At 58.3% G+C, this 15,540-nt stretch carries 14 protein-coding genes and 2 pseudogenes; 8 read left to right on the top strand and 8 right to left on the bottom strand.

All coding sequences use genetic code 11. From position 1 onward, the window contains the following. Positions 1 to 207: 207 nt before the first annotated feature. A pseudogene (locus K6T50_RS18875) lies at positions 208 to 429 on the bottom strand (UTP--glucose-1-phosphate uridylyltransferase); the annotation flags it as partial. Between K6T50_RS18875 and K6T50_RS18870 the strand changes: the two are divergent. From K6T50_RS18870 to K6T50_RS03620, 4 genes and pseudogenes are all read left to right on the top strand, one after another. Further along, positions 413 to 831, top strand: a pseudogene (locus tag K6T50_RS18870) (UDP binding domain-containing protein); the annotation flags it as partial. The pseudogenes K6T50_RS18875 and K6T50_RS18870 overlap by 17 nt on opposite strands. Positions 832 to 1,012: 181 nt before the next feature. Next, complete coding sequence (locus K6T50_RS03630) at positions 1,013 to 1,327, top strand: toxin-antitoxin system TumE family protein (RefSeq protein ID WP_222608059.1); 315 nt, start codon at positions 1,013 to 1,015, stop codon at positions 1,325 to 1,327. A gap of 35 nt (positions 1,328 to 1,362) precedes the next feature. Continuing rightward, positions 1,363 to 1,782 (top strand): HVO_A0114 family putative DNA-binding protein, encoded by a 420-nt coding sequence (locus K6T50_RS03625; protein WP_222608058.1) that lies wholly within the window; start codon positions 1,363 to 1,365, stop codon positions 1,780 to 1,782. 267 nt (positions 1,783 to 2,049) lie between these two features. Beyond that, complete coding sequence (locus K6T50_RS03620; protein WP_222608057.1) at positions 2,050 to 3,063, top strand: tyrosine-type recombinase/integrase; 1,014 nt, start codon at positions 2,050 to 2,052, stop codon at positions 3,061 to 3,063. Positions 3,064 to 3,089: 26 nt separating this feature from the next. On the opposite strand, the gene K6T50_RS03615 is transcribed toward K6T50_RS03620, so the two are convergent. Genes K6T50_RS03615 through K6T50_RS03605 form a run of 3 tightly spaced genes read right to left on the bottom strand, consistent with a single transcriptional unit; the run spans position 3,090 to position 4,976 of the window. Beyond that, positions 3,090 to 3,359, bottom strand: a complete 270-nt coding sequence (locus K6T50_RS03615; RefSeq protein ID WP_345778652.1) for a type II toxin-antitoxin system HicA family toxin — start codon at positions 3,357 to 3,359, stop codon at positions 3,090 to 3,092. Then, positions 3,337 to 3,540 (bottom strand): type II toxin-antitoxin system HicB family antitoxin, encoded by a 204-nt coding sequence (locus tag K6T50_RS03610; RefSeq protein WP_222608056.1) that lies wholly within the window; start codon positions 3,538 to 3,540, stop codon positions 3,337 to 3,339. Before K6T50_RS03610 ends, K6T50_RS03615 begins: the two co-directional genes overlap by 23 nt. Before the next feature lie 59 nt (positions 3,541 to 3,599). Continuing rightward, complete coding sequence (locus tag K6T50_RS03605; protein ID WP_222608055.1) at positions 3,600 to 4,976, bottom strand: tyrosine-type recombinase/integrase; 1,377 nt, start codon at positions 4,974 to 4,976, stop codon at positions 3,600 to 3,602. Between the two features lie 561 nt (positions 4,977 to 5,537). Here K6T50_RS03605 and K6T50_RS03600 point away from each other — a divergent pair. Then, positions 5,538 to 6,191 carry a DUF8102 family protein gene (locus tag K6T50_RS03600; RefSeq protein ID WP_222608054.1) on the top strand — a complete coding sequence of 218 codons (654 nt, stop codon included), beginning with the start codon at positions 5,538 to 5,540 and terminating at the stop codon, positions 6,189 to 6,191. 32 nt (positions 6,192 to 6,223) lie between these two features. Here K6T50_RS03600 and K6T50_RS03595 read toward each other — a convergent pair whose 3' ends face one another. Beyond that, positions 6,224 to 7,366 (bottom strand): glycosyltransferase family 4 protein, encoded by a 1,143-nt coding sequence (locus K6T50_RS03595; RefSeq protein WP_222608053.1) that lies wholly within the window; start codon positions 7,364 to 7,366, stop codon positions 6,224 to 6,226. A gap of 104 nt (positions 7,367 to 7,470) precedes the next feature. On the opposite strand from K6T50_RS03595, the gene K6T50_RS03590 reads away from it, so the two are divergent. The 3 genes from K6T50_RS03590 to K6T50_RS03580 all read left to right on the top strand — a co-directional run bounded on the left by K6T50_RS03590 (position 7,471) and on the right by K6T50_RS03580 (position 10,285). After that, positions 7,471 to 7,845 (top strand): hypothetical protein, encoded by a 375-nt coding sequence (locus K6T50_RS03590; protein WP_222608052.1) that lies wholly within the window; start codon positions 7,471 to 7,473, stop codon positions 7,843 to 7,845. A gap of 62 nt (positions 7,846 to 7,907) precedes the next feature. Then, on the top strand, positions 7,908 to 9,161 hold the full coding sequence (locus K6T50_RS03585; RefSeq protein ID WP_222608051.1) for a sulfatase: 1,254 nt from the start codon (positions 7,908 to 7,910) through the stop codon (positions 9,159 to 9,161). An 11-nt stretch (positions 9,162 to 9,172) separates the two neighbouring features. Beyond that, entirely contained in the window at positions 9,173 to 10,285 is a 1,113-nt protein-coding gene (locus K6T50_RS03580) for a glycosyltransferase family 4 protein (RefSeq protein ID WP_222608050.1), read from the top strand. Here the strand turns inward: K6T50_RS03580 and K6T50_RS03575 are convergent, their stop codons facing one another. The 3 genes from K6T50_RS03575 to K6T50_RS03565 form a co-directional block, all read right to left on the bottom strand. Beyond that, positions 10,286 to 11,899 (bottom strand): alkaline phosphatase family protein, encoded by a 1,614-nt coding sequence (locus tag K6T50_RS03575; RefSeq protein WP_222608049.1) that lies wholly within the window; start codon positions 11,897 to 11,899, stop codon positions 10,286 to 10,288. Positions 11,900 to 11,924: 25 nt separating this feature from the next. Beyond that, positions 11,925 to 13,328, bottom strand: coding sequence for a sulfatase (locus K6T50_RS03570; RefSeq protein ID WP_222608048.1), 1,404 nt, complete (start codon positions 13,326 to 13,328; stop codon positions 11,925 to 11,927). A 339-nt stretch (positions 13,329 to 13,667) separates the two neighbouring features. Then, a complete protein-coding gene (locus K6T50_RS03565) occupies positions 13,668 to 14,636 on the bottom strand; it encodes a hypothetical protein (RefSeq protein ID WP_222608047.1) in 969 nt (322 codons plus the stop codon). Between the last annotated feature and the right edge of the window lie 904 nt (positions 14,637 to 15,540).

Here is a 15,540-nt window from a genome sequence, read left to right as displayed (position 1 = left end):
GGCCTCTCAGTGAGCGGCGAGATTGTCGTCACCGACGCGGTACCCAGTGGAGGCCTTCAGTCTGAGAGCTCGGTAGGCGGACAGTCGACAACGAGGGCACGCGAGAGAGTTCCTGCAAGGTCGACGGCCATCGCGTCGGTTCGGGGTTTCGTCAACTTGTGGTCGCTCGTGCGGTCTCTCCGTCCCGTGTCGCCGCCGTGTGACCGCTCAGGCCTCGGCTTCCGGCTCCACCTCGTCGCTCAGGCGACGCTCGGCCTCGTCGCGGTCCTCGGGGTAGCCGATGTCCAGCCGCCAGCCGTCCAGCGGGATCGCGTCGATCGTCCGGCCGCTCTCCAGCAGGAGGCCGACCGCGTCGCTGATCTCGTACTCGCCGCGGTCGCTGGGCTGGACGAGGTGGCACGCGTGGAAGATGGCCGGCGTGAAGGTGTACGATCGCCAGCCCGAGCGGCTCGTCGAGTTGTTGGCGGCGGCGGTGGAGTTGGATGGGGCTCGGATCGCGGTGTTGGGCTTGGCGTTCAAGCCGGGGACCGACGACGTTCGCAACTCCAGGGCTACCCCCGTGATCGAATCGTTGCAGCTGGGGGGGCGACCGTCGTCGCGTATGACCCCGTCGCGACCGAGAACATGCGCGAGCACTTCCCCGACATGGAGTATGCTGATTCCGGTGCGGATGCGCTCGCCGGCGCTGATGGTGCCGCTGTCGTCACCGACTGGAACGAGTTCGCCGCGCTCGATTCGAAGTTCGACGCGATGGCGGAGCCCGTGGTGGTCGACGGTCGTCGCGTGATCGAGCGTCGGGAGGGACTGACGTATGAAGGGATGACGTGGTGATCGGACGCGTCGTGAGCAACCATCGGCCGGGTTGATAGTGATATCGAAGCGGCAGTTGGAGCGGAAACGAGTGAACTCATCGCCCCACAGTAGGATTGCGAGACCCCGTCATCATCTGAGTAATTGTTGGGCGTATACCCAACACACTTATCGTGTTGGGCGGCAAACCAACAGGTGAGGGATGGGCCAAGAACTCACGCACCGCTACACCCATGTCGAAGCTGGACTCGTCGAGAACGTCGTCATCCGACGGACGACCGACACAGACGCCTACCCGTCCGGCTGGAAGTACACACTGCACCTGGGAACGCTGCAAGATCTGACGCTCATCCGCTACGACAACGCTCACGAAGACACCAAAGGCCACGAACTCCACACCGCTGCTGGGGACGCAGACGTCGAGTTCCCTGGTATGGAAGAACTCATCGTCGAGTTTTGGGCCAGTGCTGACGAATACTGGGACACGATCGGTGGCACCCCACCCCGTCCCTATTGAACTGCAGACACAATACAGATCCAACCCACCCGAACATGACCACGCTTCACATCATCGTCGGCGACCGAGCACAGCTCCGAGAGGACACGCTCCAGTTCATTCAGACTGCCGAGGCTGATGGACTGGATGCAAGCGATGAGCGTGCAGTACTCCAGTTCGGGACCTATGACGATCTCGTCGACAGCCTCACACCACTGCGCCTCGATCTCATCCAGGCGATCGCCAAAGAGCGCCCATCCAGCATGCGTGAGGCTGCACGACTCGTCGACCGCGACGTCTCCGATGTCCATGCAGATCTGAAACAGCTGGATGTGCTGGGTATCCTCGAGCTCAAGGAGGGAGGCCCTGGCGGAGCGATCCAGCCAGTTGTCCCCTTCGATACAATCGAGATGCACATCGACTACCCCCTTCTCGACGATGTCGACGGAGACAGCACTCCCGCTAGCGCTGACTAGCCACTTGGTTTTCACCCGTACATGCGAGATCGCTCTCCTTGGAGAACGGCAGAGGGTGTCCCTCACCACTCACCGTCGACGGCCGCTTGGTACGCGGCGAGTGCGTCGTCGGCGAAGGGGTCCCGATCGTATCAACGACGATTGCTAACGAATGTATCTGGTTTAGCATAGATCATCAGATGAGCTGCAGGGTCCGAACTAGCTGAACGCGATTCGGATCTCGGCGCTGTCTGGTGGTTCGCGCACCCAACGTGAGCGTGAACTAGTATGTCAGACCTCGATCCAATCGAACCTCGAAACGCACTCGAATTGTACCTCGCGGACAAGGAGGGAACCCTCTCTCAGAGTTCCATCCGGTCCCATCGGTGGCGCGTCTCCGCGTTCGTCGACTGGCTCGACGAGCGAGGGATCACCAACATGAACGAACTGACGGGTCGCCTCGTCAAAGAGTACCAACTCGAAGGCCGAAAGGCGAACGACTGGGCTCCGTCGACCGAGAACTCGATGATGACCACCATCCGGGTGTTCATACGGTGGTGTGAAGGCATCGAGGCCGTCGAGAGCGGGCTCTCCGAGCGCGTCCAGCCCCCGACCATCTCCGGGGACGACGACGTTCGCGACGAGCAACTCGACGCGGAGACGGCCCAAGAAGTTCTGAAAAACCTCGACCGGTTCCACTACTGTAGTCGGCCCCACGTGACGCTGGCGGTGATGTGGCACACGATGGCCCGCTGTGGCGCCGTTCGATCGCTTGATCTCGACGACTACGATGCGGAGAAACAGTCTCTCCGGTTCACGCATCGGCCCGAGACCGGGACGCCACTCAAGAACAAACAGACGTCCGAGCGCCACGTCGCCATCTCGGAGTCGCTCGCTGACCTACTCGATGACTGGATTGAGCTCAAGCGCCCTGATGTCACCGATGAGTACGGTCGAGATCCACTCATCACTACCACGAACGGGCGCATCGCAAAGGGCACAATAGCGGGATATGCGTACAAGTACACCCAACCATGCCGGTACAAACGGCGATGCCCGCTGGATCGGAACCCCGAGATGTGTGAGTCGACCGATCACGGCAAGGTCAGTAGCTGCCCGGAGTCCGTCTCACCCCACCCGTTTCGGCGCGGTTCGATCACGCACTGGTTGCGCTCCGACGTCCCAACCAAGATTGTCTCGGATCGTGCAGACGTCTCTGAGGGCGTTATCGACAAGCACTACGACGAGCGCACTGACCAAGAGAAGATGGAACAACGACGGGAGTATCTCGATAACGTGTAGGCGGGGTTGATAGCCCGATTTTGGCTCTACCGAAGATCGTCGACCCAGCGGCACCACTTGTGGAAGTCGGCTGCACCGCACTGTTCCGCGATGCTTTGGAGCGTTCCGATTTTGAGGCGGTCGTGCTTCGGGACCGTTACCGTTCGAACCTCTCCAGTATCGGGGTTTGTGTACTCCAGGATGACGTGGCTGCGCGCTGGCGGTCTTTCCGATAGTTGAGGCTGGTGAGTGCCTTCACAATATCTTGACCGGAGAAGTCTCGCGGTGCGTCCGTCACGCCTCAAACCACGGCGCATCCGGCTCGGGTGCGTCGGTGTCCGCTTCTCGTTCTTCCTTGGTCAGTTCGACCGCTTCATCGAGGTTGTCGAGGGCTTCCCGACGCGTCTCGCCCTGGCTCGCGACGCCAGTTCCGTCGTCGATGGCCGACCAGCCACCGTCGTACTCTTCAATGAGGCGGATTTCGCGCCCTGTGCTCATGTATAATTAGACGTATGCGCTCGGTTAAGCGTTGGCCTGAATGGTGCAATGAGACCTGGTTACAGGTCCTCGACGTACTCCCGTCGCGCTTCGCGTCGGTCAGACTCGGTGCTCATGTCGTACCACCGTTCGATCGTGTCTGGGTTGGCGTCACACCGCTTCGAGATCACGTCCTCGGTGGGGACACCGTTGGCCCGGAGATGGGTGATGTACCCTCGACGGACGGGATGTGGGGAGAGGGATTCCGGACAGTCGTAGGCGGCGTTATTCGTCTGGGCGGCGTCGCACGTGTCTGGATCCTCGCCGACCGGGCAGTCCTGGCCGGTGGCACACGGCCGGGTCCAGGCGTAGACGTACTGGCGGATCGTGCCCTTCTGGAGCCGGCCGTTGCGCGTTGTCACGAGTGGCTCACGTCCGTGGTCGTCGGTGACGGCGTTCCGGTTCTCTTGGATGTAGCCGTCGATGGCCCGGGCGGCGTCCGCGGAAATACTGAGTTCGCGTTCGGCTCTGTAGCCGTTCTTCAGTCTCGTCCCGGTCTCCTCTCGGTTGACAATCGAGAGGTAACGCTCCTCGGCGTCGTAGTCGTCGAGGTCCAACGCGTAGAGTGTAGACTGCCGGATCCCGGTCTCCGCGAGGATGGCCCAGACGACGTGTGCCTTGGTGAAGGGGCGGTACGTCTCCAGGTGGTCGACGATTTCCTCGGCGCTCTCTCTGGCCAGCCAGCGCTCGTCCTGGCCCTCGTGTTTGGAGAGCGTCGGGAGGATGACGAGCTTGTGGAACCCGTGGTCGAACACGCCCCGGCGCTCGCAGTACTGGAGGAACTTCCGGAGGGCAGCCAGACAACCCTTGATCGAGGACGTCGCCTCAAGTGAGGACTCTTTGTGAAGGTAGTTCTGGAACTCGTCGAGTGTCTTGGGCTGGACGGTCCCGAGGTCCTCGATGCCGCGTTTCGCGCAGAACTCCTGGAAGTACTTGAGTCGGTTTCTGTAGGCTGTAACGGTGTTCGGCTGGACGTCCCAGGGGTTTGTGTCAAGGTAGAACTCGGCGACGGCGTCGACCAAGACAACCCCGGAGAACAGTTGGTCGCCATTCGGGGAATTGGTCGTTTTCGAATCAGTGTACGGCTCGGCGAAATTGGTCGGTGAGCTGTCGGTCTGGCTGTTAGTACTTTCTGTTGGTCGGGCAAGGTTGGTGTGGGTATCCTGGGACCGACCAACCATCCGGGAATCCGGCGTCTCGGGACCGTGGGGTTGTGGCGTTTGGTGGGCATGCTGGCCCGGGCCCGTGACTACTTCCCCACCATCAGTCCGGATCTTCCGAGTCGGGTTCTCTGAGTCGTCCTGGTCTTGGTCGGGATTGGTCGTGGGTTGGTCGGGATTCTCCGGGATGTCTTTGGGCCGGTCGGATTCGTCGAAACCGTCGTTTGTGTCGGTCATTCGCCGACCAACTCCGTACATTGGGGGACTCGGTTACCGGGTCCAATGGGCCAGTGGCCGGGTCGGAATGTCGTGAAGGGTCGGCAAGACCGACCATTTGTGTCCGGAATTGGCCGGGACGTCGGGTGTCGGGTCCGATCTACACCCTGTGTTTTCGTAGTCGGATTCCCCCGAACAGTCGGGTTACCGGGTTTTACGAGAGGTCGACGGAGGTACCCCTCGTAATTGGTCGGTGAATTGGTCGGGGGTTGGTGAAGGACACCCGGTCGTCGATGGTCGGTGAACGAGGTCTTCTCAGAGTCGTGGCTGAGTCGAATTCTTCGGAATAGCACCTTGTAGCCCGTGCCTGGCCAATTATTCCGACGGCCAGTTATCAGGTCGTTCTCTGTCACTCCTCGGCCAGTATCGGTCACCGGGTATCGACGTGGCGTGCGAGCACCTTGATGGCCGGTCGCGGATGTTATTGTCGCCATGTTCTCTGTCCAGGTAATAGATCGTCCCGGTATGGCAAAGTAGTAATGGATGAAAAAGAATATAGATTTAGGCAGTAATTGACTAACTATGACTGATGACCGGGACATCCCTAGCGACCAACTGTTCACCGGCGTCGAGGACGTCGACGATGACCGGGAGTTAGGGCCGATTCTCACGCCCGAAGACCGACCACGCGGGATCCTTTCTCCGACCGACCGGGAGTATCTCTGCGGCCACAAAGAGTACGCCCAACCCCAGACGGATGCGAACCGACGGCAGGCCATCCGCGAACGGATCGTGAACGGGCTCAAGGACTTCGCGTTACTGAGCGTGCTCCTCGAACCCGGGGAGCGGGATAAGGTCTTCGCGGAGCTGGGGCAGGAGGAAACCGACGAGGCCCTTGCGTCGATGGTCGCGTTTGCGTATCTCGGGGTTGAGGGCGATCGTCATCGGCTCGAGACGTGTCTCGAGCACGGGATCCTCCAGGGGGCGACCGTCGGCCAATTTTCTGAGTCGGGGGGTCGGGCGACCGACGCGGACGTGTCCATCTCGGTCGAGTACGACCCCAATATCGAGGCGCTGTATCAGCGTTTTGAGGACGATGGGGAGTTGACCGACGCCGAGATCGGGGCGCTGGTTCGGGCCGGGAGAATTGGTGGGGATGATCTCGAAGAATTGGCCGAGTCGTCCGGAGGGTTTCCCGGCGTGTTTGTCGGGAAGAGGGCTGGATCTAGGGAGTAACGTGAATGTCGGAGGTTGTGAAGGGCAGGTTTTCACCAGGATCCGTCGATGGCATTTTGATAAGCAGTTTCAGCCTGGTCCGCGACTGCGTCCCAATCGTATCGCTGCGCGCGTTCGACGGGGTCCGAAGATGGTCGGTCACCGCAAAGTGCCGCTTCGAGTGTCTTCGTGAGGGCGTCGACGGTTGGCTCGACGAGGAACCCAGCGTCGCCGATCACCTCGTCAGCTGCGGAGTCGGGGTGGTCGGCGCCGATGACGGTACAGCCGGCGGCCATCGCCTCGGCGTAGGTGATGCCGAAGCCTTCGCGCGTGCTCGGGGAGGCGAACACGTCCGCGGCGCGCATATGGGCGAGCACGTCCGCGTAGTCGTCGAGGAAGCCGAGGAAGGTGATCTGGTCGGCTGAATTGAGAGTCGTCGTGAGTTGTTCGAGCGCTTCGCGTTCCGGGCCGTCGCCGACGATGCCGAGTGTCGTGTCGGCGGGGGCGACGCGGTCGAACGCCCGGAGGAGTACGTCGACGCGCTTGTCCTCGATCAGGCGGCCGGCGAAGAGGACGTCGAAGCCATCGGCGGCGGGCTCGATGGCGCGGATCTGGTCGAAGTCGATGCCGTTGGGGATGGTCCGGATACGGGTTCGGTCCTGGCCGATACGGGCGAGGCGGTCGGCGGTGATGCCGGAGACAGCGATGGGGTGCTGTGGGATTCTGGCGGTGATTTGTTCGGTGAGTTTCCCGAATGGGGCGAGGTGGCCGAGGTAGTCGTTCCAGTAGTCGCCCCAGACCTCGTGCCAAGTGGTGACCAGTGGGGTGTCGGTGCCGACGGTTGCGAGCTTGGCGGCCAGGACGGGGAAGTGCGGGAAGACGGAGGCGACGACGACGTCATGGTCGTTCTGGCGGAGATATTTGTTGAGGGGGTAGACTGTGCGGGCAGCGAAGTCGAGCGCTTCGGTGATGGAGCGTCGGCCGTCGTCGCCGGTGTAGAGCTCGGTTCCGGGGGCGACGGCGCGGAGGGTCATCCCCTCGTGGGTGGTCTCTTCAGGGCCGTCCCAGAACTGCCGTCCATAGATCGTGACGTCGTGGCCCTTGTTGGTTAGGCGAGTACCGATCTCGTGGATGCGTTTTTCGGCGCCGCCGGTGACGAAGGGGTAGACGACGTTACTGACGAAGGCGACGCGCATTCTGATGAGGAGTGTCGTTCGGTTGGTAATACGGTTTCGGACGAGCGAGCGCCGTGGTTATCCATACCCCTAAGTACGTATACCCTCGTCCTGAACGGGGTGCCATGAGCATCGCACTGACTCACTTCGCGTTCGGCGCGTTGTGCATGACCCTCCTCCTCGCGTATCTCCCTGTTCGGACGCGGTACTTCATGGCCATCTCGGTCGCGAGCGGCGTCTGGGCGATGATGCCTGACTTCTGGCGCGTGAGTCCGATATACGAGAACGCGTTTCGTGAAATCGGTCACTCGGCGTTCGGGAACGTGTTCTGGCTGCATCCGCTGTTTGATCAGGCGGATCCGAGCGACTCCTACCGACTGGCTGCGGTGATGGTCGGCGTCTACTTCCTGGTCGGGATGATCTACGCGGAGCGCCATCAGGAGGAGCCGATCTTCCGGGTCGACGTGGAGCGGTTCCGGGACTGGGCGCGTCGAGAGTAGTTCTCCCTCTAACAGGTCGGAACGCAAAGTTATTACCCGAGTAGTGGTCTCTCCCAATCACGATGACTGCGGACTGGGAGAACGTGATCCTGCTCTCGGCCGACGCGCTGCGAGCGGATCACCTCTCCTGTTACGGCTACGAACGAGAAACGACTCCTGTACTCGACGAGTTGGCCGAAGTGAGTATCCGGTTCACGAACGCGTACAGTGCGAGCTCGCACACGCGGGAGGCTGTTCCGGCACTGCTGACCGGGGAGTACCCTGACGTGGCCGTCGATTCGGGGTATCACCTTGCCTCGGAGACGGTGGCGTCGACGCTCTCCGAGGAAGGGTTCGCGACTGGTGGGTTCCACTCGAATCCGTTCGTCTCGCGGGCGTACGGATTCGACGAGGGATTCGACCACTTCGACGACGACCTCCACCTGGGCCAGCACAAGCTGATCGCGCTGGCCCAGCGGGCGCTGGATAAACTGCGAAATCGCCACTACGCCCGTGCCGAGGAGATCAACGAACGGTCGTTGAACTGGGTGGATTCGTTGGAGGAGGGCCAGCCGTTCTTCCTCTGGAACCACTACATGGACACCCATGGACCGTACGAGCCGCCCGGTGAGTACGCGACGCTGTACGCGGATGATGGACTATCAGGCCGTGATGCTCAGTCGCTGTATCAGCGGGCCATCGACGAGCCGGAGTCGATTACTGAGGAGGAGCGGCAACTGTTGATTGACCTGTACGATGGGGAGATTCGGTACAACGACATGCGGATCGGGCAGTTCCTAGAGGCGCTTCGGGAGCGTGAGTTGCTGGAGGAGTCGCTGTTGATCGTGACGGCTGACCACGGTGATGCGTTCGGTGAGCACGGGTACTACGAGCATCCGCGATATCTGCACGACGAAATCACGCACGTTCCGTTGTTCGTTCGGCCGCCCGGTGGTGCAGGTCGGGTCGTCAAGGAGCCGGTGAGTACGCTGGATATCGTGGCGACGATCAAGAGCGGTATTGGTGAGTCGGCGTCGTTTTCGCTGCTGGAGGACGTCGATGGGAATCGGCGCGTGTTCTCCCAGGCCCGTGGCGAGGACGAACATAGTCATCTCCGACGGTATGCAGTTCGAACTCAGGACGGTGCGTGTTTTGGTGAGCGTGATTTGGATTCTGGGGCAATCGAGTTTGGAGACATGACGGATCGGTCGCTTCGTTCTGAACTGGAGGCCCACGTTGAGCAGCGTGTTCGCGTCGAGAACGGGGATGGGGCTGCAGAGGAAGAGGTTGATGAAGAGATCGAGCGGCGACTGAATGCGTTGGGGTATACGGAGTGATGCGGATTGCGATGGTGCAAGACGACTGGTGGCCGCGAACTGGTGGCGGCCCAGTCCACGTGAAGGAGCTCGCGATCGCCCTCGCAGAAAACCACGATTGTACCGTGGATATCTATACTCGAGCGCTTGCGAAGGATGGGGAACGACACACAGACACTGAGCAGTACGCTTCAGGAGACGTAACGGTGTACCGTGTTTCCCCGTGTACGGAGTACTGGAACCCCGTTGGTCGCATCTCGTCGATGCTGACACCAATCCCGAAGTTGGTTCGTGGTGATTACGACGTGATTCACGGCCATACGTTCCTCCCGGCTGTTCCCACCCGACTCTCCGGTGCTCTTTCCGGGTCCTCGACGGTGTTCACTGTCCACGGAACTGCGTTGACCTCCGGAGTTGGACGTGACGAGTCCGCGCTTGCAGGAGTGAAGCGCCGCATCGAGAAGCAGTTCGTTCTTGGTTTCGACTACGACTCGGTGATCTCGGTGAATCACGAGCACGTGGACCTTCTGGAGACGGGCCACGAGGACGTGCGAGCGATTCCGAACGGTGTCGATCTTGATCGGTTTGACGTAGACGCTGATCGGACTCAGGACGTGTTGTTCCTCGGCCGTCTGGCGCCGAAAAAGCGGGTGACGGACCTTATCGACGCGTTTGCGAGAGTCGAGGACGAATTCCCCGACTCGACGCTTCGCATCGTCGGAACGGGCCCGAAACGAGAAGAACTCGAAGCGCAAGTCCAGGAGCTCGGGATTTCAGACCGTGTCTCGTTTGAGGGACGCGTTCCGGACGAAGCAATACCGGAGTACTACGCCACGGCAGGCGCCTTCGTTCTGCCTTCCGTCTGGGAAGGACATCCGCTCACGTTGCTCGAAGCGTGGGCTGCAAGTGCGCCGGTAATTGCGTCGTCCGTGGAGGGAATCGAGGAGTTCGTGGATCACGGAAAAACGGGATATCTCGTACCGGCCAAATCACCCGGTGAGTTGGCGGACGCATTACGGACAACCCTGGAGAATCCGGAAGTGGCGCGTAAATGGGGCGAGAATGCTCGGCAGCTCGTCGAGGATGAGTACTCCTGGGAAGGCGTGGCGGAACGCACATACAGCCTGTACCAGGACCTCGCCTGATTACTCCATATAGCCGAGGTCAGCGAGTCGGTCTTCAACGCTGGAGGTATCCTGATCAGAGCCTCCACTCGCGTAGTCACCAGCCAGTTCGTCCCAGTCTTGTCGTTCGACGGTTTCTTCGACGTCGGTGAGGACTCGACCATCGGTGTTGGTGTCGACCGGGATTTCTAATTCTGCCGCGACGGTCGGTGCGATATCGTAGATTGATGCACCTTTCTCCGGGTCAACATTGAGATCACGATTCGAGATGAGGATGCCCTCCGGCTTGTGGTTCTTGTGGGGGTTCCGACGGAACGTGTCGAGGATCGACCCGCTCACGTCGTAGCGGAAGTCCCGTGGGAACAGGATGATGTCTGGTGCGTCTTCGACGTGCTTCCCTTCATACACCTCTTCTCGAGGTCGCACGTCGTCGAACACCAGCTTCCCGTCGGGGTCGCGGATCTCTTTGAGTTCGTCGATGAGCTCGGAACGGACCTCCTCATACTCGTTCTGCGGGACCATCCCGTGGGGCTCCCTGCCTTCGACGTTGAGGTGGATTCCGAGACTGTTGAACAGGAGTTGATACGCAATCGAGTTTTCGTGATCGACGACTTGATTCTGTGCGGCGACAAGTGCATCGGCAGGAAGAATTCGCTCAACGTGGCTGGCCAGGCCAACAGACTCCAACGCGCTATGGATTCTGCGTGGAGAGAGTCCGACTTTAGAGAGCGTGTTTGCTGTGGTGCTTACAGCCTTTGACATGGTTGAGGAGCTTTTCGACTCGTCCGATTTTCCTTTCAGTTTGTCCTTTTGCTGTCTGAAGTACTGGGCTTCCCCTTCTGTTGTTTCACAATAGCCGTGTTCGGCCAGCCAAGAGTTGACGTAGAAGGTCCAGTCGTAGTCACCCATCCCGTGATCAGAGGCGATGATGACTGTAGTGTCGTCGTCACCGAGGTCGATAATGTCGCCGACGAACTCGTCGACATTTTCAAGAACTTCACGGATCTGTTCGCGATCGTCGAGGTCGTGGAAGACGGAGTCCGTTACCTGGAACTGAACTGCGAGGAGATCCCAGTCGAACCGCTCGTCGAGGAACCGGGCGATATCACGCCGATGTCGCGCGACGTCGACGTACTCAGCGATCGGATCATCGTCCGTTCCGTAGTCGGGGTAGATCCGGTATTTACCGTTCTCAGCCTCGTACTGCTCCCGGAGATGCGGCGGGTGGAAAGGTGTGTCTTCGCTAGTTAAATAGCCAGGGACCATGGCGCCATTCTCAATGTTTAGTGCGGAGTGGGTGATCGGATAGTTAATCACCACTGGCGTCAGACCGCACTCGGCGGTGACGTCGAACAGATACGGCGAATCGACGTCCGATCGCTCGATAAGTTGTTTTTCATACCCCTCTTGCTTGAAGAAGTCGAACACGCCGTGTTTTCCTGGATTCCGACCGCTGAGCAAGGACGGCCACGCACAGGGCGTCCATGGCGGGTGAGTGCTCTTTAGATCGGTAGCCGTGTTGTCTGCAAGCGACGAGAGCGTCGGGAGGATACCGCCATCGATCCATTGACCGATCTCTCCGAACCCCAGACCGTCGAGACCTACGAGAATGACCTCATCGGAGACTGATTCCACCGGTGCGGGAATATCCGACATAGGTTTACGCCCTGTAGCCCAGATCCCGAAGTTGTTCTTCGACGTCTCGGCCAAACTCGCCTTGAACGGATGGGAGTTCGGATGGGTGGATCGCGAGATCATGAGCGAGCGCGGTGAGATCTGGTGAAATGTCCGACTGGATAGTGGCACGCTCTCGTGGGTCTTCCCGATAGTTGAACTGGATGTCGCGAGTGGTGTAATCGTAGTCAATCTGCGAGTTTTCGTCGGCAGGTTCGTGGTGGAGAATTTTTCGCTGGTTGTCTCGAACCGCGAGTGTGTGGCCAGTCCGGTCGAGCGTATCGGAAACGACGGGGGCCGAACTCTCACTATCGGTTAGGAGGGATGTCGTTCCACTAGTCGCCGGGAACTCGCCCTCCTCAAAGTCACAGAGGACAGCGAGAATTTCGTGGAGCCAGGCCAAGGAAACCGGTGTGCTGATTCGCCCTGCACGATCGTCTGGTGTCCTAACAATCAGCGGTACATGTAGCAGTTCATCATAGAGATGATGGGGCGGGTGACCATACACGTCGTTGCGATCGAACAGTACCTCGCCGTGGTCTCCCGTGACGACGAGAACCGTATCATCCCATACACCGGTACGCTGGAGGTGGTCAATCACGTCCCCAATACGTTCGTCAACGTATCTGAGGGCACTGTCGTACATCGTATCATATCGTGGTTCGTGTACGCGTGCCGCGCGGGCCGCATCACACTGCAACTGGCCGTACGTGCTCGTAACGGCTGACAGTCCGCCAGCCCGGACAGTAGACGGTCGGAGTGGTGCGTGGAGGTCCATCAGATGAGTCCACGCGAAGAAACCATCGGAGAGAGGCTCTAATTGGTCCGTGAAATTGTCGACGACGGTTTCACCGTCTACTGTCGGCCATCCTTGCTTCGTCTGCAGATACCGGTAGACCATGACCGGCAACATGTACGGGTTACGAACAGTATCGTAGTTCCGCATCCGGCTCCGGATATCGTAGAGAAGAGACCCTAGCTGGAGCAGCCCTCCTTTGTCACGGTCGTCTGTACTGTCGGTTTCGTCGCCGAGACGGAGGTTCTCAAATTGGTTGAATCCGCGATCAAAGTTCCGGGCGCGGCTTAGGTGTGGGTTGGTGAGCGTGGCGACCGTCTCGAAGCCTTGGTCACGGAGCCACGACGCGAGCGTCGGACCGTCACCAATCGCTTTCCACGTGACGTCGTTACCGTAGTACCAGCCGTTGTAAGAGTGTTGACCGGCGATCAATCCAGGAATCGACTCAGTCGTGTACGGGCCGGTCGCATAGGCGGCGTCGAAAATGAGACTTTCCTTTTGGAGTTTGTGGAGCGTCGGCGTCGTATAGCGGTGGTGATTGTAAACCCTGTCGGCTCGAAGACAATCCACACTCACCAACACGATGTTGGTCATTAATCCGATAAAATCCGTAGGACACCTTAGAGCTGATGATATGGGTCGGTAATATATCAGACAGTCCCTTTAATGAGACCAAGTTCAATGCGCGGTATCAAAAACTTCGTTCAAGGCTTTTGTATCCGACTGAGAAGTGTTTCTGAGTTCTGGGGCAAACTTTGTGTCCCCCGGATTCGTTCGGCTATACGCGGACGCACAACGGCGGTCGCTCGCGTCAGGTGACCTGTTCAACCTGAACATACCGAGATGAAATCGCACTATTGTGAAGGTCCGCACGGCTGTGAACCGTTGTTCGACAAAAACCGTCCTCCTCGTATTGATTTAGTGACGAAAACGTTATAGGTTGTGTACGGTAGTTTCACCGTTGGTATAAACTAGATTGGCCGAGTGCGGTCGTTGGACACCGTAATATCTAGTGAAGTACGCCCGATGGATGAGTAGACTAGAATCCTCCGGATGAAGATACATCTCGACACTCTCCGGATCTGATTGGCGCAACCCTATGATACCTTCCGGCTCAGAGGATTGTGTTCCGGTTGAAAGGCGCTTCCAATGTGCGACTTGAACTAAGAATGTGTCACTCATGAAATGGTCGGCATGACGAGTTGTCCATTCAACATTAGCAAGATCGCTATGGCTTGCAGTCGGACGGTAATCCCCGGCGGTACGTTCTGGAATAGAAACCGCAGGCGTGAATATTCCTGCAATGAGAAGAATACCGACCAGTCCGTAAACCAGCGGTAAGCCGCGTCGACGGAGAAGAGACACAAATATAATCGAGACCAGTGGAGCAGCGACTACAGTGACTTGTGGAAGTAGGCGAATACCCGCAGCACGCCCACCAATCAGGTATGCAACACCGTATACGCCGACGATGGAAACAGCTACTGCGCTGTATTGTAACGGCAGAATTTGATCTTCCCCCCTGATTGATTTTGAAACTATGATTAGCGCAGCTATCCCCGATATGATTGCGAGAACAAGAAGCGGAGTGGCCCATGAAAGAACTGCAGGGGGCGTATAGCCGAGAACTTCTATTGTAGGTGGATGCGTTGATTCGCTAACGACCTGTTGCGCAGTTCCTCGATCAAGATTGAGAATCGTTGTGATTCGGCCATAATAACCCTTGAATTGTTTAATGTATATCATATAATGAATAAAGGCAGTGGCACAGAACAATATAGCGAGACCATACGAGCGTGATGTCCCCCACTGGTCGGTATCAAGAAGCGAGGGAGAAATCCGGTCGGTGATGGACTGTACTATCCAGAGACAAAGTGTTAGGCCAGTGAGCGAAACAATCATAGAGTGGTGACCTCCAAATGCGGCGACAAAATATAGAAAGAGCAATCCGGTGAGTCTCGTGCCTCGAGAGCGAACAAGTATCGGGAGTACAAGTACAAACATAGCTCCTGCATATGTCTGCGCAAAGAGTTGGCTTCCCCGGATGAGTGGTCCCGCCGATAAGATTGTCACGAGGAGGACCAGAAGTGATTGACGGTGCCCACAGCCCAATTTAAGACACAACAAATAAACTCCGAGGTATGCGAGGGACTGGACCAACCCAATGAACAGAAACATCCCGGGACCCGTCGTTGGTCCGACAGAGAGCCCAGTAACTAATCCGCCGATAGCAGCTAAAGTATGTGATACCGGATACGCGTGATAGTAATGTATCGACGATGGGATTAGTTCCCCAGTCGCCATAATGTACCCGGGGATTCCCTGGTGAAAGATATCGGGACCGTAGACAGGAGCGCTGAAAAACAGACCTGCTCTGATTATCAATCCAAATAATAGGATTTCAGTGAGCGTTCTGTAGGGACTATCTACGCCGTGAACAACTCTGATTGCAATCACGACACCGATGATTGGAACGAGCGCTGGAACGACACCCTGGCCGATTAGATCTATAATAGTGACACCGAGAGTTGCGAGCAAGAGATATATTGCAACATCTAGCACCTGAGTTTTCATATAATTGAGTTGAAAAATATCTGTTTCACGCATCGGCAACAAGAGATAAACATAGTATCCAGCTACGACAATACCCACCGATATGGCGACTAAGCGAATTATTGTTACGTCGACGGCCCACCCAACAATTAGCGCTCCAATGCTGACTGGCGCAGTCAACAGTACAAGAGCGGTCTCCTGCCACTGCCGATTCATAAGTCGGCCGTCCGAAAATCCAAATCGTGTCATGTTG

The sequence above is a fragment of the Halobaculum magnesiiphilum genome, assembly GCF_019823105.1.
Classification (GTDB): domain Archaea; phylum Halobacteriota; class Halobacteria; order Halobacteriales; family Haloferacaceae; genus Halobaculum; species Halobaculum magnesiiphilum.
The sequence above is the reverse complement of the archived record's forward strand: the minus strand, read 5'-3'. Positions and strand labels throughout refer to the sequence as shown.